The following is an 18,172-nucleotide window of genomic DNA, read 5'->3' as shown; positions in this document are numbered from 1 at the left end:
CGCCCATGCCCGGCCCCTGCTTTTTCCGAGGAAAACCATGCAACTCACAGGTCAGCTCCTGATCGGCCAGTCCGCCGTCGCCGGACAGAACGGCACCCTCCACGCGATCGCCGCCGCAACCGGCGAGCCGCTCGAACCCGCCTTCGGCGGCGCGAGCCTGCACGACCTGGAGACGGCCTGCGCGCTCGCCGACGACGCATTCGACACGTATCGCGAAACGTCGCTCGACGCCCGCGCCGCGTTTCTCGACGCCATCGGCCGCCACATCATGGCGCTCGGCGACGACCTGATCGAGCGCTGCGTCGCCGAAACGGGCCTGCCGCGCGCCCGCGTCGAAGGCGAACGCGGCCGCACGGTCGGCCAGCTCGCGCTGTTCGCATCGCTCGTGCGCGACGGCGGTTTTCTCGACGCGCGAATCGATCCGGCGCGCCCCGAACGCAAGCCGCTGCCGCGCGTCGACCTGCGCCTGCGCAACGTCGCGCTCGGGCCCGTCGCCGTGTTCGGCGCATCGAATTTCCCGCTCGCGTTCTCGGTCGCCGGCGGCGATACGGCCTCGGCACTCGCGGCCGGCTGCCCGGTGATCGTCAAGGCGCATTCGGCGCACCCGGGCACGTCGGAGCTCGTCGGCCGCGCGATCCAGCAGGCCGCGCGCGAATGCGGGATGCCGGCCGGCGTGTTCTCGCTGCTGTTCGACGCGTCGCGCGAAATCGGCCAGGCGCTCGTCGCCGATCCGCGCATCAAGGCCGTCGGCTTCACCGGTTCGCGCCGCGGCGGCGTCGCGCTGATGCACATCGCGGCCGCCCGCCCCGAGCCGATTCCCGTCTATGCGGAAATGAGCTCGATCAATCCCGTGCTGCTGTTTCCCGCCGCGCTCGACGCGCGCCACGGCGCGATCGCGCCGCAGTTCGTCGCGTCGCTCACGCTCGGCGCCGGCCAGTTCTGCACGAACCCGGGCCTCGTGCTCGCGGTCGACGGCCCCGCGCTGCGCGCGTTCGAGGAAACGGCCGCCGCTGCGGTGCGTGCCGCGCCCGCGCAAACGATGCTGACGCCGCACATCCACGCCAGCTACGAACGAGGTGTCGCGGCGCTTCGCGATCACACTGCGGTCGAGCTGCTCGCGCAAGGCGCCGAAGGCAATCGCCTGCAGGCCCGCGCGGCGCTGTTCGCGACCTCGGCCGATGCGTTCATCGCGCATCCCGAATTGCGCGACGAAGTGTTCGGCCCCGCTTCGCTCATCGTGCGTTGCCCGGACGCCGGCACGCTGCAGCGCGTGCTGAAGTCGCTCGAAGGCCAGTTGACGATCGCCGCGCATCTCGCCGACGGCGACGCACCGCTGTTCGCCGCGCTGCGGCCGCTGCTCGAGCGCAAGGCCGGCCGCATTCTCGTCAACGGCTTCGGCACGGGCGTCGAGGTCGGCCACGCGATGGTGCACGGCGGCCCGTTCCCGGCCACGTCGGACACGCGCACGACGTCCGTCGGCGCGCGCGCGATCGAGCGCTTCCTGCGCCCCGTGTCGTATCAGGACCTGCCGGACACGCTGTTGCCCGATGCGATCCGCGACGGCAATCCGCTGAACGTGCCGCAACGCATCGACGGCGTGCCGGCGCCGCGGGAGGCGAACCATGTCTGAGCCGATCGCCGAAGTCGTCCTGTCGCTCGATGAAGTCCACGCGCTCGCGCTGCGCGTGCTGACGCACAACGGACTGTCCGACGCCCATGCGCGGGCCATCGCCAACGTGATCACGCAGGGCCAGCGCGACGAATGCCATTCGCATGGCGTGTACCGGCTGCTCGTCTGCGTGCGTTCGCTGAAGAAGGGCAAGGTCGACCCACAAGCCGTGCCGACGCTGCGCCGGCTGTCGTCGTCGATCGTTTCGGTCGACGCGCATCGCGGCTTCTCGCTGTTGAGCTTCGAGACAGGCCTGCCGGTGCTCGTCGAGATGGCGAAGCAGCACGGCATCGCCGCGATGACGATCAACCGCTGCTACCACTTCTCCGCGCTGTGGCCCGAGGTCGAGGCCATCGCGGCCGAGGGGCTGGTCGGCATCGCGATGAACCCGAGCCACAGCTGGGTCGCGCCGGAAGGCGGCCGCGAGCCGGTGTTCGGCACGAATCCGATCGCGTTCGCATGGCCGCGCCCGGGCGGCGTGCCGTTCGTGTTCGATTTCGCGACGAGCGCGATCGCGCGCGGCGACATCGAGCTGCATGCGAAGCAAGGCAAGCCGATCCCGCCGGAATGGGCCATCGACGCCGACGGCCGGCCGACCACCGATCCGAAGGCCGCGCTGCAGGGCGCGATGCGCACGTTCGGCGGCCACAAGGGTTCGGCGCTCGCGGCGATGGTCGAGTTGCTCGGCGGCGCGCTGATCGGCGACATGACGAGCCGCGAGTCGATGGACTTCGACGAAGGCGTCGGCGCGACGCCGTGCCATGGCGAACTCGTGATCGCATTCGACCCGAAGGTGTTCCTCGGTGACGATCTCGACACGGGGCTCGCGCGCGGCGAACGGATGTTCGAATCGATCGTCGCGCAGGGTGCGCGGCTGCCGTCGCAACGCCGCTTCGACGCCCGCGCGCGCAGCATCGCGAACGGCGTGCGGATTCCGAAGGCGCTGTACGACGAGATCCTGACGCTGCTCGACTGACGCCGACGCGCGGGGCCGGATCGCGTGTTCGCCGCCGATCCGTGCACGAGCCGGCCACCGTTCCGGACGATCGCCCCGGCGTCCCGCAGCCGTGCGCGGGTTCCGCGCCGGGCACGCCGCCCGCGCCGGTGGCCTGCCCCATGGGCGCCACGCCCGCGGCGGCTGTGGGATAATTGCGCGGTTTGCCCTGGGCGCAGCTCAAGAGGTTGTTCGCACGGGCGCGCGAGAGGCCTTTATTCCCCGTGCCTCCACCCTTTTCCCGCGATATTTCTTCAGCAACGACAATGCCCACTTACCGTTCCAAAACCTCCACCGCCGGCCGCAACATGGCAGGTGCGCGCTCGCTCTGGCGCGCCACCGGCATGAAAGACGACGATTTCTCGAAGCCGATCATCGCGGTCGTCAACTCGTTCACCCAGTTCGTGCCGGGGCACGTGCACCTGAAGGATCTCGGCCAGCTCGTCGCGCGCGAGATCGAGGCTGCCGGCGGCGTCGCGAAGGAATTCAACACGATCGCGGTCGACGACGGCATCGCGATGGGCCACGACGGCATGCTGTATTCGCTGCCGAGCCGCGACATCATCGCGGACTCGGTCGAATACATGGTGAACGCGCACTGCGCGGACGCGATGGTCTGCATCTCGAACTGCGACAAGATCACGCCGGGGATGCTGATGGCCGCGATGCGCCTCAACATTCCGGTGATCTTCGTGTCGGGCGGCCCGATGGAAGCGGGCAAGACGCGCCTCGCGAACCCGGTCACCAAGGCCATCGAAGTGAAGAAGCTCGACCTCGTCGACGCGATGGTGATCGCGGTCGACCCGTCGTATTCCGACGCCGAAGTCGCCGAAGTCGAACGCTCGGCCTGCCCGACCTGCGGCTCGTGCTCGGGCATGTTCACCGCGAACTCGATGAACTGCCTGACCGAAGCGCTCGGCCTGTCGCTGCCCGGCAACGGCACGGTGGTGGCCACGCACGCCGATCGCGAGCAACTGTTCAAGCGCGCCGGCCGCCGCATCGTCGAGCTCACCCGCCAGCACTACGAGCAGGACGACGAACGCGTGCTGCCGCGCTCGGTGGGCTTCAAGGCATTCGAGAATGCCATGACGCTCGACATCGCGATGGGTGGCTCGACCAACACGATCCTGCACCTGCTGGCGATCGCGCAGGAAGCCGGCATCGACTTCACGATGAAGGACATCGACCGCCTGTCGCGCGTCGTGCCGCAGCTGTGCAAGGTCGCGCCGAACACGAACAAGTACCACATCGAGGACGTACACCGCGCAGGCGGCATCATGGCGATCCTGGGCGAGCTCGACCGCGCCGGCAAGCTGCACACCGACGTGCCGACCGTGCACACGCCGTCGCTGAAGGACGCCCTCGACCAGTGGGACATCGTCCGCACGCAGGACGAAGCGGTGCGCACGTTCTACCAGGCCGGCCCGGCCGGCATCCCGACGCAGGTCGCGTTCAGCCAGAACACGCGCTGGCCGAGCCTCGACCTCGATCGCGCCGAAGGCTGCATCCGCTCGTACGAGCACGCGTTCTCGAAGGAAGGCGGCCTCGCCGTGCTGACGGGCAACATCGCGCTCGACGGCTGCGTGGTGAAGACGGCCGGTGTCGACGAGAGCATCCTCGTGTTCGAAGGCACGGCGCACGTGACGGAATCGCAGGATGAAGCCGTCGAAAACATCCTGAACGACAAGGTCAAGGCCGGCGACGTGGTGATCGTGCGCTACGAAGGCCCGAAGGGTGGCCCCGGCATGCAGGAAATGCTCTACCCGACCAGCTACATCAAGTCGAAGGGCCTCGGCAAAGCATGCGCGCTGCTGACGGACGGCCGTTTCTCGGGCGGCACGTCGGGTCTGTCGATCGGCCATTGCTCGCCGGAAGCGGCAGCGGGCGGCGCGATCGGCCTCGTGCGCGACGGCGACAAGATCCGCATCGACATCCCGAACCGCACGATCAACGTGCTGGTGTCGGACGAGGAACTGGCGCGCCGCCGCGAAGCGCAGAACGCGAAGGGCTGGAAGCCGGCGCAGCCGCGTCCGCGCAAGGTGTCCGCTGCGCTGAAGGCCTATGCGAAGCTGGTCATGTCTGCCGACAAGGGTGCCGTGCGCGACCTGTCGCTGCTCGACGACTGACAGGGGGAGCGTGACCGGCTGCCTGCAACGCGCAGCCGGTCAGGCTGCGGGCCGTGCGACCGCCCGCTCGCCCGATCGAGAAGCCGCTCTCCGGAGCGGCTTTTTTTCGTCCGGCGCCCTCCGAAAGCGCCGGCATCGTCAGTGACGGAAGTCTTCCGGACCGCCGCCACCGCTACCGCCGCCGCCGCCACCATGGCTTCCGCCGCCGTTCCCGCCGCCTTGCGGCCGCGCGCCGCCGTAACCCCCACCGCCGCCCGGGTGCACCGGCATCGTGCGGACCTCTCCGCCCGGTGCGGGCGGCGGGCGCATGACGGCCGGTGGCGGCCCTGCCGGACGCGCATTGCCGGCTGCACCCGGCGGCGGCGTGCGGATCGCGCCGTTCCAGCCGCCGCGCGCAGCCGACGGCCGCGTGTCATGCACGGGCGGCGGACCGCCCGGTGCAACCTGCACCGCCCCGCCCGGTTGCGGGCGTCCCTGTTGCGGCGGTACGCCGCCGGGGCCGAGCCTCGGCTCCGGACGGTGCGCCCAGCGATCGCGGTCGTGATACCACGGCCGGTTGCGGTAGTAGCGATCCCAGTACGCCGCGATCGCGAATCCGGTGATCGGCACGCCGATGATCGCGCCATAGTCGAGCAGCGGCGCGTAACCGCCCTGGTACGGATAGTCGATCAATTGCGCGTCGATCCAGCCGCGCACGCCGGGCAGCGCGACGTCGCACCACGTGTAGTCGCTCAGGCAGCCGAACACGTCCAGCGCGGTGCCCGGCGGAATCTGCGCGACGACCGGATAGTCGGGCGCCGGCCCGGCGAACAGTTCCGCCGGTGAGTTCGTGTAGCCGGTGCTCTGCGCGTCCGCGAGACCCGGCACGGCCGCCAGGCCGAGCAAAGCGACGCACAGGCCGCGAACGATCGTATTCCTCATGCTCATGATGCTCTCCCGCGCGGTGCCGCCGCGCGCCGGTCAATGCCGATGTCCGCCCCAGCCGCCACCCCAGTGGCCGCCGCCCCACGGACGATGCCAGTACCCGCCGCGCCCACGCCACCCGCCGCCCCATCCGCCCCAGAAGCCGACCGAGATCGCCGGTGCGCCCCAGCCGTACCAGCCGGGGTAATACGCAGGGGCATAGTACGGATACGGATAGGGATACGGCGGCGGATAGGCCGGCGCGACGTAGACGGGAGACGGGTCGGCCACGGGCGGCGCGCTCGCCGCCGAGGTCGGGCCCGGCGCAGCGGTGGCCGGTGCAGCCGGTGTGATGGGGATCTCGCGCTGCGTCAGCGTGGCCGGCGCCGGCGCGTAGTACGGCGCATAGCCATACGGACTCGTGTAATAACAACCGCCGAGGGTCAGCGTCGTCAATGCGAATACCGCACACCTCGCGGCAGGAATCGGGGTCATGTGTTGCTCCGGCAGAATCCGCGCGTCGCCGTCGGGCGCGCGCCTGACTCTAGCTTACGTCCCCTGCAGATTTCCGCTCGGTATGATCGGTTACTTTTTGTTTCCTGCACCGGACGGGCGCGCGGGCACGCCGCGTGCTGGCCCGTCTGCCGCACTCGCGTTGAAGTTCGCGCAAATGCCCTCAACTTGAACGATGTCAGGCTGGCCGGCGCGGACGGGGTTCGCGAGCAACCGGCGGCCCGAAACCAGCGGACTTCGGCCCGCCCAGACAGGAGCGCGGCTCGCGCCGCCATCGACATGACTACGCCACGCCCCACTCCCCGGGCGGACACGCCGCTCGATCCGATCATCCAGTTGCTGGCGCTCGCCGGCGAACAGGGCTATCTGACCCACGCCGACCTCGTCGACGCTCTGCCGCCCGAAAGCGACAGCCCCGACGCGCTCGACGTCGTGCGCGCCGCGCTCGCCGACATCGGCATCGCCGTGCTCGACGAGCCGGCCGCGCCTGCGCCGTTCGCCGGTTCGGCGCCGGTCGACGTCGATCGCGATGCGCTCGACGAAGGTCGCGCGCTGCTTGGCGACCTCGCACGCGGCAAGAGCGCGTCCACCGATCCGCTCGCGCTCTACATGCGCCGCATGCAGGCGGTGCCGCTGCTCACGCGCGAAGGCGAAATCGTGCTGGCGCGCGAGATCGAGGCGGGCCGCCACCAGATCCTGCACGCGCTCGCCGGCTGTCCCGCGGCGGTCGACGCGCTGCTTGCGCGTCATCGCGCAACGGCTGCGGCCGGCACCGCCGGATCGCACGATGACGACGCGGGCGACACGCCCGTGCCGGCCAGCTACGACGCACTGCAGACGGCCGTCGCGGCCTTGCGTGGCGCGTTGCACGCGCACGGCTTCGGTTCGGCCGAATACCGTGACGCGCGCAACCGCGTAGCCGCCCTGCTCGGCTCGATCGCGTGGGTCGCGCCGGCCGTCGACGACGCGAGCGGTGTCGTGCGCGCGCTCGCTTCTGCGCCGCAGGGCGCCGCGGCGGGCGAAGCCGCCTGCTTCGACGCGGTCGCGCGACGGGCACTCGCCGCAGCGCTCACCGACGGCCAGCAGAAAGTGCGCGACGCCACGCGCGCGATGCTCGAGGCGAACCTGCGGCTCGTGCTGTCGATCGCGCGCAAGTACATGAACCGCGGCGTCGACCTGCCCGATCTCGTGCAGGACGGCAGCCTCGGCCTGATGCGTGCGATCGAGAAATTCGAATACCGGCGCGGGTTCAAGTTCTCGACCTATGCGACCTGGTGGATCCGCCAGGCGATCGCACGCGCGGTCGCGGATCGCGCACGCACGATCCGCGTGCCCGTGCACGTCGGCGACCAGTACCAGCGCGTGCAGCGGCATGCGCTGCGTTTTCACCAGCGCACGGGCCGCCGGGCGACGCCGGCCGAGCTCGCGGCCGAAACCGGCCTCGACGAGGACAAGCTGCGCGCGGTGCTCGCGCTCCCTGCCGAGCCCGTGTCGCTCGACGCGCCGCTGCCCGACGCGGACACCGGCCTGGTTGAACTGATCGAGGACCAGGCGTCGGCCAGCCCGTTCGAGCAACTGGCCGACACGCGCATGCGCGAGTGCGTGAGGTCGCTGCTCCGGTCGGTCACGCCGACCGAGGCCGACGTGTTGCGCCGGCGGTTCGGCCTCGGCGGCACCGAGCCCGATACCTACGACGCGATCGCGCAGGACGCGGGCATGTCGCGCGAACGCGTGCGGCAGATCGAGAAACGGGCGCTCGCCGCGTTGCGCACGGCCGCCGAGGCCGAAAACGCGCAGTCGTTTCTCGACGCGTGATCGCATCACGCGACGCACGGTCGTGCCGCGCTCCGGCACGACCGTGCGCTTCGAACCTGTGCTACGTTTGCCATTGACGTGCGTCAAGTTTTCTTCATCGCGCGGCGCGACAATGATGAAAAGCCGACCGGCGCATCGTTCGCCGTGTCCATTCCGTTTGTGCTTCCCCAGGTCCCTCGGCATGCAGACGACCGCCAGCCAAACGTACGAGGAAAACCGGCATATCGCGACCTGCCTGCGCGAGGCGGCGCAGCGGCTGGCTGACCAGGGCGCGAATCCGTACCGGGTCGCCGCGTACCGCGCGTCGGCCGAGACGGTCGATGCGCTCGACCTCGACATCCGCGTGCTGTTCGAGTCCGGCGGCGTCGATGCGCTCGGGACGCTGCCGGAAATCGGCACGGGCGTCGCGCAGGCGATTGCCGAGCTGCTGGTGACGGGGCGCTGGCGCCAGCTCGACCGGCTGTGCGGCGACGCCGAACGCACCTCCGCGTTCGAAGCCGTGCCGGGCATCGGCCACGCGCTCGCACTGCGCATTCACGACCTGCTGCACATCGATACGCTCGAGGAGCTCGAACGCGCGGCCCGCAACGGCCAGCTCGAAACGATCTCGGGCGTCGGCCCGCGGCGCGCGGCCGGCATCCGCGCCGCGCTCGACGACGTGCTGAGCCGCCGCCGGCGCTGGCAGGGCCACGTGCAGGACGCCGGCCCCGGCACGGAGCCGCCCGTCGAACTGCTGCTCTACATCGACCGCCTGTACCGCAACAAGGCCGCCGCCGGCGTATTGCCGACGCCAGGCGTTGCGTATCGCACCACCGCGCACCGGCGGCCGAACGCGGACGGTTACGTGCGGCTGCCCGTGATGCACATGACCAAGGGCGGCTGGCACTTCACCGCGCTGTGCCTGCATGCCGCGATGCGCACGCCGGAGGCGTCCCGCCCGACGGACTGGGTCTCGCTCTATTTCTACGACGCCCTGCAGCGCGAGCACCAGCGCACCGTCTTCACCGAAACGTATGGCTCGCTCGTCGGCAAGCGCATCGTGCGCGGGCGCGAGCAGGAATGCCGCGTGTATTACGCCGGATGAGTCAGTCGTCGCCGGCCTCGTCGATGTCGAACGCGACGCCGAGCACCGACGCGATCTCGCGACATGCATGAGTGAGCATACGTGTGCGGCGACCGGAATGGCCCACGCAGACATCGAACCAGGTCGAATCCGACACGTAACCGGCTGTGCTTTTCCGGTCCGGCACGTCGAACCAGAAGGTCACCGTGTAGCCGCCCTTCCAGCGAACCGGAATCACCTGCGTGAGCCGCAGTCTCGTGATTGCGCCGTGGCGGAACCGGAAGCTTTGGTCGCCGACGCGGAACCCCGACCACGCGCCGTCGTTCGACACGAACACGGTCAGCGTGTCGTCCGGCGGCGCGGCCGGCAGGCCGTTCGCCGGGGCCAGGTCGGCCGTCGACACCATCGCCGCCCCCGAACCGTCGCGCCCCGTCTCGACATCCACGTAGGCTTCGATCGTCCGCTTCGCGTTGTCGTAGAAACAGCGCGTGACGTCGGGCCGCGCAGCGTCGGCAATCAGAACCAGTTGCTTGAATCGTGCCTGCTCGCCGTATCGAAGCGGCACATCGGGTACATCATCGGACGCGTCAACCGGTTCGTCATCCAGACTATCGGCCAGGGCGGGCGGGGCGGTCATGTCAGGCTGCCCAACGCCCCCACGCCGCCGTTTCACCCAAGCGGTTCCCCACATCAGCAGCGCGGTCTGCGCCGCCAGCACGGCGGCCATCGTCGCGCACCCGGCGAAAAACCCGTAATACGGCCCGACCTTCGATGCCGCATACGCGGCCGGAAGCACGTAAAGCACCCATACAAACCACACGCGGCAACCCCGTCGTTCGTGTTTTCGATGTCCGTTTGGAATGGTGCGGCGCGCCGCCCTGCCGCCACCCCAACCCGCCGATGCACGTTCGCCGCCTACGCGCTATCCGTTTTCGCGCGGCGCGCCGGATGGCGATGCGCGGCAATGCGCAGCAGCTTCTGGAACGACGGACATTCGAGATGGTTCGATGCCGGGCACACGGCCGCATGCCGCAACGCATCGCGCACGGCGCCGAGACGGCGGATCGTGCGGTCGAGTTCGTCGGCCTTGCCGTCGAGCTTCGCGCGATCGATCGCGGGCGGGCCGTCCGTGCCGACCATCGCGAGGATGTCGTCGAGCGAGAAACCGGCCTCGCGGCCCAGCGCGATCAGCGCCAGGCGCTCCAGCACCGACTCGCCGTATTGCCGCCGCAGCCCGTGGCGGCCGGTCGGGACGATCAGCCCCTTTTCCTCGTAGTAGCGCAACGTCGACGCGGGCAATCCCGAGCGTCGCGCCACATCCGCGATGTCCAGCCGACTCATGCTTGACCTCAAGTGAACTTGAAGTCGCAAGATAGTCGTTCGACTTCACAAAGACAAGCCCGGACTGCCATGAAACCGCTGAAACCACGCTGTATTGCGCCGTACCGCCCCGCCTTTTCCCTTTTTCGCGGAGGGTCGCGATGAGCCCGACCGACGTCCTGCTCAACCTGTTGCCGATCGGCGCGGGCGCCACGTTCGTGATGGATCTGTGGACGCTGTTCCGGCGGCGTGCATTCGGCATTCCGTCGCTCGACTACGCGCTGGTGGGCCGCTGGATCGGCCACATGATGCACGGCCGGTTCCGGCATGTGTCGATCGGCGCCGCCGCGCCCGTGCCGGGAGAACGCACGCTCGGCTGGATCGCGCATTACGCGATCGGCATCGCGTTCGCGGGGCTGCCCGTCGCGATCGCCGGCACGGAATGGATCGGCACGCCGACGCTGCTTCCCGCACTCGTCGCCGGCCTCGCCAGCGTGGTCGCACCGTTCTTCGTGATGCAGCCCGCATTGGGCTTCGGCATCGCTGCGTCACGCACGCCGCACCCGGGCGTTGCGCGCAGGCGCAGTCTCATCACGCATTTGTCTTACGGCGTGGGGCTTTATCTGGCGGCGCTCACACTCGCGGCGCTGCTGCGTTGAGCACGCGGCTTCGTCAAAAAAGCCGTAAAAGATAGCGTCGGCTCGATCGAGCCGGCGTCGACGCCCATGCAAACACTTCGTCGAGCATGACGGGCGCCTCGTCCTGTGCCAGCCGGACGAACGCCCCGCCGGCCATCCGCACCGGCACGACGGGGATCATGACGCCGCATGCCGGCAGGCGGGCAAACGCGGCGTGCTCGCGCACTGCCGCCCGGCGTGTTCAAGTCGTTCATCCTGCCCGCCCGAACGGCGCCACGGATCACTCTCCGCCGCAGTCGATCAGGTTGCGGCGCACGCGCCCGAGCAGCCGCACCAGCGTATCGCGCTCGTCGGGCGTGAAGCCGCGCAGCCCGTCGTCGGCGACGGTGTCACCCACTTCGAGCATCTGCGGAAAGATCTCGCGCGACTTGTCGGTCAGCCGGATCACGAATGCACGACGATCGTCGTCGTTCGCGATGCGCTCGATCCAGCCATAGCCTTCCATCCGGTCGAGCAACCGCGTGAGCGAGATCGGCGTGATCTCGAGCCATTCGGCGAGCCGCGCCTGATTCATCTCGCCCTTCCACGTCAGGTACGCGAGCACGCGGCTCTGCGCGCGCGTCAGCCCGATGCGCTTCGCGCGCCGGTCGAACAGCCGTCCGTTCAGGCGGGCGACGTCGGCGATCAGATAGCCGATCCGGTTCTCGTAAGTCTTGTCCATGCGGCGATTATAGGGTCAAGCCTGGAACGGCCCGCGGCTCGCGGCCCGGCAATAAGGAGATATATAATAAGCGTGCTTATCATTCCAGCGATACCGGATCGCCGCCCACGGCGACCGCCCCACGGAGACACCCGCTTGAACCCCGCCGCCGACGCTCCCGCCTCGCCCGCCCTGAACCGGCCGATGCTGACCCTGTCGATCATGCTCGCCACGCTGATCCAGACGCTCGACAGCACGATCGCGAACGTCGCGCTGCCGCACATGCAGGGCACGCTGTCCGCGTCCCAGGACGAGATCACGTGGGTGCTGACTTCCTATATCGTCGCCGCGGCGATCGCGACACCGCTCACCGGCTGGCTGTCCGACCGGCTCAGCGTGAAACGGCTGCTGATCGTGTCGATCGCGGGCTTCACGGTGGCTTCGGCGTTGTGCGGGCTAGCCGAGACGCTCGTGCAGATCGTCGGCGCGCGTCTGCTGCAGGGCGTGTTCGGCGCCGCGCTGGTGCCGTTGTCGCAATCGATCCTGCTCGACATCAATCCGCGCGAGAAACAAGGCCAGGCAATGGCGATCTGGGGGATGGGCGTGATGGTCGGCCCGATCCTCGGCCCGACGCTCGGCGGCTGGCTCACCGACAGCTACAACTGGCGCTGGGTGTTCTTCATCAACGTGCCGATCGGCGCGTTCGCGCTCGCCGGCGTAATGACCTTCCTGCCCGCGCGCGCGCCGCGCCCGCACGTGAAGTTCGACGCGTTCGGCTTCGCAACGCTCGCGCTCGCGATCGGCGCGCTCCAGGCGATGCTCGACCGCGGCGAACAACTCGACTGGTTCGGCTCGTACGAGATCCGCATCGAGGCGATCGTCGCGGCACTCGGCTTCGCGTTCTTCCTCGTGCATACGGCAACCGTCGGCAAGGCGTCGTTCTTCAAGTCGGAATTGCTGCGCGACCCGAACTTCGCGACGGGTACGCTGTTCATCTTCGTGGTCGGCGCGGTGCTGTACGCGACACGCGCGCTGCTGCCGCCGATGCTGCAGAACCTGATGGGCTACCCGGTCGCGACAACGGGCCTCGTCACCGCGCCAAGCGGCGCCGGCACGATGATCGCGATGCTGTTCGTCGGAAGGCTGCTGAAATACGTGGATGCGCGCATGCTGCTGCTCGCGGGGCTGTCGATTTCCGCGCTGGCGCTATGGCAGATGATGCAGTACACGGTCGTGCTGTCGGAAGCGGACATCGTGTGGCCCGGCGTGGTGCAGGGCTTCGGGCTGGGGCTCGTGTTCGTGCCGCTGAGCGCGCTGTCGTTCTCGACGCTGCCGCCCGAGCTGCGCGCGGACGGCACGGCCACCTACAGCCTGATGCGCAACATCGGCAGCAGTATCGGCATCTCGATCGTGCAGACGCTGATGACGCGCAACACGCAGGTCGCGCATGCCGACCTCGCGACCCACATCACGCCGTTCAACCCGGCCGTGCAGGCAATGACCGGCAGCCGCCTCGACCTCGCGCTGCTCGACCGTATGATCAACCAGCAGGCGTCGATGATCGCTTACCTGAACGACTTCAAGCTGATGTTCGTCGCGACGCTGCTGATGATCCCGCTGTTGCTGCTGATCCGCCCGCCACAGAAAGCGGCGAGCGTGGATGTCGCGCACGCGGCGATGGATTGACGCGCCGATGCGGGCGGCGCCTCCGGCTCGGCCGGCGGCTCCCCGCCCCGCATCCGGAACGCGGAGCGCCGCGCGTGCGTCAGGCCTTCATCGTGCCCGTTCGCACGTAGCGCTCGTGCCACGACAGCGCCTCGGCGAGCAAATGCGGCGTGTGCTTGCCGAAGCTCTCGCGCGACGCACGCTCGAAGTAGTCCTCGAGCATCGGCCGGTAATCGGGATGCGCACAGGTCGCGATGACCTTGCGTGCACGCTGCTTCGGCGACAGGCCGCGCAGGTCCGCGAGGCCCTGCTCGGTGACGACCACCGCGACGTCGTGCTCGGTATGGTCGACGTGGCTCGCCATCGGCACGATCCGCGAGATCGCCCCGCCCTTCGCGGTACTCGCCGACATGAAGCACGACAGGTAGCCGTTGCGCGCGAAGTCGCCCGAGCCGCCGATGCCGTTCTGGATCTTCGTGCCCATCACGTGCGTCGAGTTCACGTTGCCGTAGATGTCGGCCTCGATCATCCCGTTCATCGCGATGCAGCCGAGGCGGCGCACGAGTTCCGGATGGTTGCTGATCTCCTGCGGGCGCAGCACGATCTTCTCGCGGAACGTCGCGATTTCGTCGGCGAAGCGCTGCACGGCGGCCGGGCTCAGCGACAGCGCGGTGGCCGACGCGAAGCTCAACGTGCCGTCCTGGAGCAGGTCGAGCATGCCGTCCTGGATCACCTCGGTGTACGCGGTCAGGTTCGAGAACCCGGCCGAGCTGAGCTCCGCGAGCACCGCGTTCGTGATGTTGCCGACGCCCGACTGCAGCGGCAGCAGGTTTTCCGGCAGGCGGCCGCGCTTCACTTCATGGCGCAGGAAGTCGATCAGCTGCAGCGCGATCTGCTTCGACGTCGCGTCCGGCGCGGCAAACGCATTGCTGCGATCCGGCGCGTCGGTCTCGACGATCGCGACGATCTTGTCGGCCGGGCAACGCAGGTACGGCTCGCCGATCCGGTCGTCGCTCTTCGTCAGCGGAATCGGCTTGCGGTGCGGCGGCAGCGCGGTGCCGTAATAGACGTCGTGCATCCCGTCGAGGCCGAGCGGCTGGCGCACGTTGACCTCGAGGATCACGTGCTTCGCGCGTTCGAGCCAGGTCTTGTTGTTGCCGATCGACGCGGACGGAATCAGCAGCCCGTCCTCGCGGATGCCCGCGACTTCGACGATCGCGACATCGAGATCGCCGTACAGCCCGAACCATGCGTACTGCGCGACGTGGCTCAGGTGAACGTCCTGGTAGTCGACTTCGCCGCCGTTGATCTTGTCGCGCAACGTCGGGTCCGACTGGTACGGCAGGCGCATCGAGATGCCGTTGGTCCGGGCGAGTGCGCCGTCGAGTTCCGGCGCGGTCGACGCGCCCGTCAGCACGTTGATCCGGAAGTCCTCGCCGCGCGAGTGCGCCGCGTCGATGTGGGCGGCAAGCGCGGCCGGTACGGCCTTCGGATAGCCCGAGCCCGTGAAGCCGCTCATGGCGACGGTCATGCCGGGACGGATCAGCGCGGCGGCTTCGTCGGCGGTGCGGACGAGCGAACGCAGGGCGGGAGCGAGGATGCGTGATGAAGACATGGCTGGTTTCTGACGCTTGGGTCTGTCGTTGACGTCGCGGGGGGTGTCTCCTGAGCGACATGAAGCCCTTGGGGCCGCGAGGGGCGGCCGGCACCACAGGCACGATCGGAGTATCGCAGAGGCGATCGCCGCGAAATGTCCGCCAAATGAAAAAGATCCTTGCCGGATTTGCCGGGTATCGAACGACCGTTCTGTGACAGGCGCGCCGTTTGAACCGGATGCACACGAAAGGTGCGCGAAAGCATCGGGCAGAATGTCCGGCCGCCGATCGCCAACCTGCGTGCATTAATCGACGGATTTCCACTGCCATTTATCGCCCGTCGACCGGCAATGACCGACATCCGTCCGGCGCGGCCAATTGTCACCCGATGCGGATTGTCCCGGCCTGACGCATGTCAAGCTCGCACGCGCCGCGCGACGCGCATCGGGAAACGCGAAAGGCACCGCCGCACCGGCCTGCGAGGCCCGTCCGTCCTTGACAGCCGCGCGGCGCGAACCACACTGGAATACGGAACCCGCAGCCCCGTTCGGCCGCCCTTTCGCGTACGCGTTTTTCGGCCGGCCTATCGCCGCAAGACGCGGTAACACTCCCTCATGTCAGGACATTGATCGAATAAAAAGCAACAAATTACAATTCCGTATATATTTCGCCGATGGACCAAAGAAAAACCGCCACACGTTCCGAACCGCCCCTGCCACGCACCTGGGATGCGCGGCTCGCGCGCTCGCTTGTCCGGCCGCTGGTCGACACGCCCGTCACCCCGAATCACCTCACTACCGTCCGTCTGCTGATCGGCCTCGCCGGCGCCTGGTGCCTCGCGCACGGCGGCTTCGGCTGGAGCAACGCAGGCGCGTTCCTGATCGTGCTGTCGAACTTCGTCGACCACACCGATGGCGAGCTCGCACGCATCAGCGGCAAGTCGAGCAAGATCGGTCATTTTTATGACCTCGCGGCAGACGCGCTCGTCACGGTCGCGCTGTTCGTCAGCATGGGCGTCGGTATCGTCGCCCAGGGCGGCCAGATGGCCGCGTCGCCGGTGCTGCTCGGTGCGGTGGCCGGCGCGGCCGTCGCGCTGATCTTCTTCCTGCGCATGCGGATCGAATCGTTCGCCGGCAAGGCCGGCACCAAGCAGGCATTCGCCGGCGGCTTCGAAACCGAAGACGTACTTTACCTGCTGCCGCTCGTGACGCTGTTCGACGGCGTCGAGCCGTTCCTGCTCGCGGCGTCGATCGGCGCCCCGCTGTTCGCCGCCTGGGTCGTGATCGACTGGTGGCGCATCGTCCGGCGCGGCAACGTTGCTCAGAATCCAACCGAAATCCAGGCTTCCAAATGACTAGCACGCGCGACGACTCCGTGCTGAGCCCGGCACGCCCCGCGCCCGTGCGCGCGGCCGTGGCCGATCCCGATCGCACCGTGGCCGACTGCGTCGGCCGCCTCGACCTCGAGCGCCTGCGCGGCGACTACACGCGCCAGGGCTCGTTCCTGTACCTCGACGCATTCCTGCCGGCCGACGCGCACGCGAAGCTGGCCGATGCCGCCCGCGCGATGCAGGCCGGCCTGAACCGCAATTACCTGCCCGGCCACAAGCAGGGCGGCAGCGTGAGCCGCCATACGATCGACGAGCAGGCGCCGTACATCGCCGAACTGTATCGCTCGAAGGCGCTCATCTCTTTCCTCGAGAAAGTCACGGGCGACAAGCTGATGCTGTCGCCGGACGACGATCCGCACGCATACGCACTGTATTACTACACGAAGCCCGGCGACCACATCGGCTGGCACTACGACACGTCGTACTACGACGGCCGCCGCTACACGCTGCTGATCGGCGTGATCGACGAATCGTCGTGCCGGCTCGACTACGAGCTGCACACGCGCAATCCGGACGTGGCCGACGAACCGGGCTCCGTCCAGATCGCCGACGGCGGCATCGTGCTGTTCGACGGCGACAAGCTGCGCCACCGCATCACGCCGCTCGGCCAGAACGAGATGCGCGTGTCGCTCACCTTCGAATACGTGACGAACCCCGGCATGCGGCCGTGGAAGCGCTTCATCTCGAACATGAAGGACGCGATCGCGTATTTCGGTTTCCGCCAGGTGTTCAAGCAACTGGCGACGCGACGCACGACCGGGTCATGACGCGCGCCGGCCTCATCCTGCTGTCCCTCGGGACCGCACTCTTCGTCGCACTCCTTGCATGGCAGGGCGTCGGCGCGGTCGCGTCCACATTCCTCGCGGCCGGCTGGGGGCTCGCGCTCGTCGCGGCGTTCCACGTCGTGCCGCTCGTGATCGACGCGATGGCGATCACCGTGATGTTCCGCCCCGGCCAGCCGGGCGCCGAGCTCGGCAACGCGCTGCGCGCGCGCTGGGTCGGCGAATCGGTGAACAGCCTGCTGCCCGCCGGGCAGATCGGCGGCCCCGTGCTGATGGTGCGCCACCTCGCGCAGCGCGGCACGCGGATGGCCGACGCGGCGGCGGCCGTCACCGTCAGCACGACGATGCAGGCGCTCGCGCAGATGGCGTTCGCGCTGATCGGCATCGCCGCGTTCAGCCTGTATGCGACGCACGAATCGGTCGCGCACCTGCGCACGCCCGCATTGATCGCCACCGGCGTGCTCGGCACCCTCGCCGCGCTGTTCTACGTGGCGCAGCGGCGCGGGCTGTTCGGCCGCGGCCTGCGCCTCGCGTCGAAGCTGCTCGGCCCGCGCGACTGGTCGTCGCTGGCCACCCGCGCCGACGCGATCGACGATGCGGTCGGCACGCTGTACCGCGATCGTGCGAAGGTCGCGAAGACGTTCGCATTGAGTCTCGTCGGCTGGATCGTCGGCACCGCGGAAGTGTGGCTCGCGCTGCACTTCCTCGGGCACCCGGTGAGCTGGCTCGACGCACTGCTGCTCGAGAGCGTCGGCCAGGCCATTCGTGGCGCGGCCTTCGCGATCCCGGGCTCGCTCGGCGCGCAGGAAGGCGGCTACCTGCTCCTCGCGCCGCTGGTCGGACTGCCGCCCGACGCGGCGCTCGCGCTGTCGCTTGCGAAACGCGCGCGCGAACTCGCGCTCGGCCTGCCCGGCCTGCTCTATCTGCATTTCAGTGAAAGAAACTGGCAGCGGCGCCGTGCGCCGCAGCCGCTCGCCGACTGATCGTTCAGATCCGCCG

At 68.9% G+C, this 18,172-nt stretch carries 17 protein-coding genes; 10 read left to right on the top strand and 7 right to left on the bottom strand.

The window, feature by feature from the left end:
- Positions 1 to 37 precede the first annotated feature (37 nt).
- From HWX39_RS11775 to ilvD, 3 genes are all read left to right on the top strand, one after another.
- Entirely contained in the window at positions 38 to 1,630 is a 1,593-nt protein-coding gene (locus tag HWX39_RS11775) for an aldehyde dehydrogenase (NADP(+)) (protein ID WP_175968251.1), read from the top strand.
- Positions 1,623 to 2,645 carry an Ldh family oxidoreductase gene (locus tag HWX39_RS11770; RefSeq protein WP_175968250.1) on the top strand — a complete coding sequence of 341 codons (1,023 nt, stop codon included), beginning with the start codon at positions 1,623 to 1,625 and terminating at the stop codon, positions 2,643 to 2,645. Before HWX39_RS11775 ends, HWX39_RS11770 begins: the two co-directional genes overlap by 8 nt.
- Before the next feature lie 284 nt (positions 2,646 to 2,929).
- Positions 2,930 to 4,789 carry a dihydroxy-acid dehydratase gene (gene ilvD / locus HWX39_RS11765; RefSeq protein ID WP_175968249.1) on the top strand — a complete coding sequence of 620 codons (1,860 nt, stop codon included), beginning with the start codon at positions 2,930 to 2,932 and terminating at the stop codon, positions 4,787 to 4,789.
- A gap of 138 nt (positions 4,790 to 4,927) precedes the next feature.
- Here the strand turns inward: ilvD and HWX39_RS11760 are convergent, their stop codons facing one another.
- Together HWX39_RS11760 and HWX39_RS11755 are read right to left on the bottom strand one after the other, a co-directional pair.
- Entirely contained in the window at positions 4,928 to 5,710 is a 783-nt protein-coding gene (locus HWX39_RS11760; protein WP_175968520.1) for an SH3 domain-containing protein, read from the bottom strand.
- 39 nt (positions 5,711 to 5,749) lie between these two features.
- On the bottom strand, positions 5,750 to 6,187 hold the full coding sequence (locus HWX39_RS11755) for a hypothetical protein (RefSeq protein WP_175968248.1): 438 nt from the start codon (positions 6,185 to 6,187) through the stop codon (positions 5,750 to 5,752).
- A 297-nt stretch (positions 6,188 to 6,484) separates the two neighbouring features.
- Here HWX39_RS11755 and HWX39_RS11750 point away from each other — a divergent pair, with 297 nt between their 5' ends.
- On the top strand, positions 6,485 to 8,020 hold the full coding sequence (locus tag HWX39_RS11750) for a sigma-70 family RNA polymerase sigma factor (RefSeq protein ID WP_175968247.1): 1,536 nt from the start codon (positions 6,485 to 6,487) through the stop codon (positions 8,018 to 8,020).
- Positions 8,021 to 8,201: 181 nt separating this feature from the next.
- Positions 8,202 to 9,104 (top strand): helix-hairpin-helix domain-containing protein, encoded by a 903-nt coding sequence (locus tag HWX39_RS11745; protein WP_175968246.1) that lies wholly within the window; start codon positions 8,202 to 8,204, stop codon positions 9,102 to 9,104.
- Position 9,105: 1 nt separating this feature from the next.
- On the opposite strand, the gene HWX39_RS11740 is transcribed toward HWX39_RS11745, so the two are convergent.
- Positions 9,106 to 9,810 carry a hypothetical protein gene (locus tag HWX39_RS11740; protein ID WP_175968245.1) on the bottom strand — a complete coding sequence of 235 codons (705 nt, stop codon included), beginning with the start codon at positions 9,808 to 9,810 and terminating at the stop codon, positions 9,106 to 9,108.
- Positions 9,811 to 9,998: 188 nt separating this feature from the next.
- Positions 9,999 to 10,424: a helix-turn-helix domain-containing protein gene (locus HWX39_RS11735; RefSeq protein ID WP_175968244.1), complete on the bottom strand. Its 426-nt coding sequence runs from the start codon at positions 10,422 to 10,424 to the stop codon at positions 9,999 to 10,001.
- Positions 10,425 to 10,564: 140 nt separating this feature from the next.
- Here HWX39_RS11735 and HWX39_RS11730 point away from each other — a divergent pair, with 140 nt between their 5' ends.
- Entirely contained in the window at positions 10,565 to 11,062 is a 498-nt protein-coding gene (locus HWX39_RS11730) for a DUF2938 domain-containing protein (protein WP_175968243.1), read from the top strand.
- A gap of 13 nt (positions 11,063 to 11,075) precedes the next feature.
- Here the strand turns inward: HWX39_RS11730 and HWX39_RS11725 are convergent, their stop codons facing one another.
- Both HWX39_RS11725 and HWX39_RS11720 read right to left on the bottom strand, forming a co-directional pair.
- Entirely contained in the window at positions 11,076 to 11,222 is a 147-nt protein-coding gene (locus HWX39_RS11725; RefSeq protein WP_175968242.1) for a hypothetical protein, read from the bottom strand.
- A 99-nt stretch (positions 11,223 to 11,321) separates the two neighbouring features.
- Entirely contained in the window at positions 11,322 to 11,762 is a 441-nt protein-coding gene (locus HWX39_RS11720) for a MarR family transcriptional regulator (protein WP_069621794.1), read from the bottom strand.
- A 135-nt stretch (positions 11,763 to 11,897) separates the two neighbouring features.
- On the opposite strand from HWX39_RS11720, the gene HWX39_RS11715 reads away from it, so the two are divergent.
- Positions 11,898 to 13,427: a DHA2 family efflux MFS transporter permease subunit gene (locus HWX39_RS11715; RefSeq protein ID WP_175968241.1), complete on the top strand. Its 1,530-nt coding sequence runs from the start codon at positions 11,898 to 11,900 to the stop codon at positions 13,425 to 13,427.
- Positions 13,428 to 13,506: 79 nt separating this feature from the next.
- Here HWX39_RS11715 and HWX39_RS11710 read toward each other — a convergent pair whose 3' ends face one another.
- Positions 13,507 to 15,021: an acetyl-CoA hydrolase/transferase family protein gene (locus HWX39_RS11710; RefSeq protein WP_175968240.1), complete on the bottom strand. Its 1,515-nt coding sequence runs from the start codon at positions 15,019 to 15,021 to the stop codon at positions 13,507 to 13,509.
- A 653-nt stretch (positions 15,022 to 15,674) separates the two neighbouring features.
- Between HWX39_RS11710 and HWX39_RS11705 the strand changes: the two genes are divergently transcribed.
- Genes HWX39_RS11705 through HWX39_RS11695 form a run of 3 tightly spaced genes read left to right on the top strand, consistent with a single transcriptional unit; the run spans position 15,675 to position 18,156 of the window.
- A complete protein-coding gene (locus HWX39_RS11705) occupies positions 15,675 to 16,355 on the top strand; it encodes a CDP-alcohol phosphatidyltransferase family protein (RefSeq protein ID WP_174910694.1) in 681 nt (226 codons plus the stop codon).
- Positions 16,352 to 17,158 carry a 2OG-Fe(II) oxygenase gene (locus tag HWX39_RS11700; protein WP_175968239.1) on the top strand — a complete coding sequence of 269 codons (807 nt, stop codon included), beginning with the start codon at positions 16,352 to 16,354 and terminating at the stop codon, positions 17,156 to 17,158. Before HWX39_RS11705 ends, HWX39_RS11700 begins: the two co-directional genes overlap by 4 nt.
- Positions 17,155 to 18,156: an HpnL family protein gene (locus tag HWX39_RS11695; RefSeq protein WP_175968238.1), complete on the top strand. Its 1,002-nt coding sequence runs from the start codon at positions 17,155 to 17,157 to the stop codon at positions 18,154 to 18,156. Before HWX39_RS11700 ends, HWX39_RS11695 begins: the two co-directional genes overlap by 4 nt.
- The last annotated feature ends 16 nt before the right edge of the window (positions 18,157 to 18,172 follow it).

This window comes from Burkholderia sp. BCC0322, assembly GCF_902833045.1.
Classification (GTDB): domain Bacteria; phylum Pseudomonadota; class Gammaproteobacteria; order Burkholderiales; family Burkholderiaceae; genus Burkholderia.
This window is presented reverse-complemented; position numbering and strand designations above follow the sequence as displayed.

Coding starts and splice junctions, on each gene's coding strand:
- HWX39_RS11775 (WP_175968251.1), top strand. CDS start 38: ATGCAACTCACAGGTCAGCTCCTGATCGGCCAGTCCGCCGTCGCCGGA.
- HWX39_RS11770 (WP_175968250.1), top strand. CDS start 1,623: ATGTCTGAGCCGATCGCCGAAGTCGTCCTGTCGCTCGATGAAGTCCAC.
- ilvD (WP_175968249.1), top strand. CDS start 2,930: ATGCCCACTTACCGTTCCAAAACCTCCACCGCCGGCCGCAACATGGCA.
- HWX39_RS11760 (WP_175968520.1), bottom strand. CDS start 5,710: ATGAGGAATACGATCGTTCGCGGCCTGTGCGTCGCTTTGCTCGGCCTG.
- HWX39_RS11755 (WP_175968248.1), bottom strand. CDS start 6,187: ATGACCCCGATTCCTGCCGCGAGGTGTGCGGTATTCGCATTGACGACG.
- HWX39_RS11750 (WP_175968247.1), top strand. CDS start 6,485: ATGACTACGCCACGCCCCACTCCCCGGGCGGACACGCCGCTCGATCCG.
- HWX39_RS11745 (WP_175968246.1), top strand. CDS start 8,202: ATGCAGACGACCGCCAGCCAAACGTACGAGGAAAACCGGCATATCGCG.
- HWX39_RS11740 (WP_175968245.1), bottom strand. CDS start 9,810: ATGGCCGCCGTGCTGGCGGCGCAGACCGCGCTGCTGATGTGGGGAACC.
- HWX39_RS11735 (WP_175968244.1), bottom strand. CDS start 10,424: ATGAGTCGGCTGGACATCGCGGATGTGGCGCGACGCTCGGGATTGCCC.
- HWX39_RS11730 (WP_175968243.1), top strand. CDS start 10,565: ATGAGCCCGACCGACGTCCTGCTCAACCTGTTGCCGATCGGCGCGGGC.
- HWX39_RS11725 (WP_175968242.1), bottom strand. CDS start 11,222: ATGATCCCCGTCGTGCCGGTGCGGATGGCCGGCGGGGCGTTCGTCCGG.
- HWX39_RS11720 (WP_069621794.1), bottom strand. CDS start 11,762: ATGGACAAGACTTACGAGAACCGGATCGGCTATCTGATCGCCGACGTC.
- HWX39_RS11710 (WP_175968240.1), bottom strand. CDS start 15,021: ATGTCTTCATCACGCATCCTCGCTCCCGCCCTGCGTTCGCTCGTCCGC.
- HWX39_RS11705 (WP_174910694.1), top strand. CDS start 15,675: ATGGACCAAAGAAAAACCGCCACACGTTCCGAACCGCCCCTGCCACGC.
- HWX39_RS11700 (WP_175968239.1), top strand. CDS start 16,352: ATGACTAGCACGCGCGACGACTCCGTGCTGAGCCCGGCACGCCCCGCG.
- HWX39_RS11695 (WP_175968238.1), top strand. CDS start 17,155: ATGACGCGCGCCGGCCTCATCCTGCTGTCCCTCGGGACCGCACTCTTC.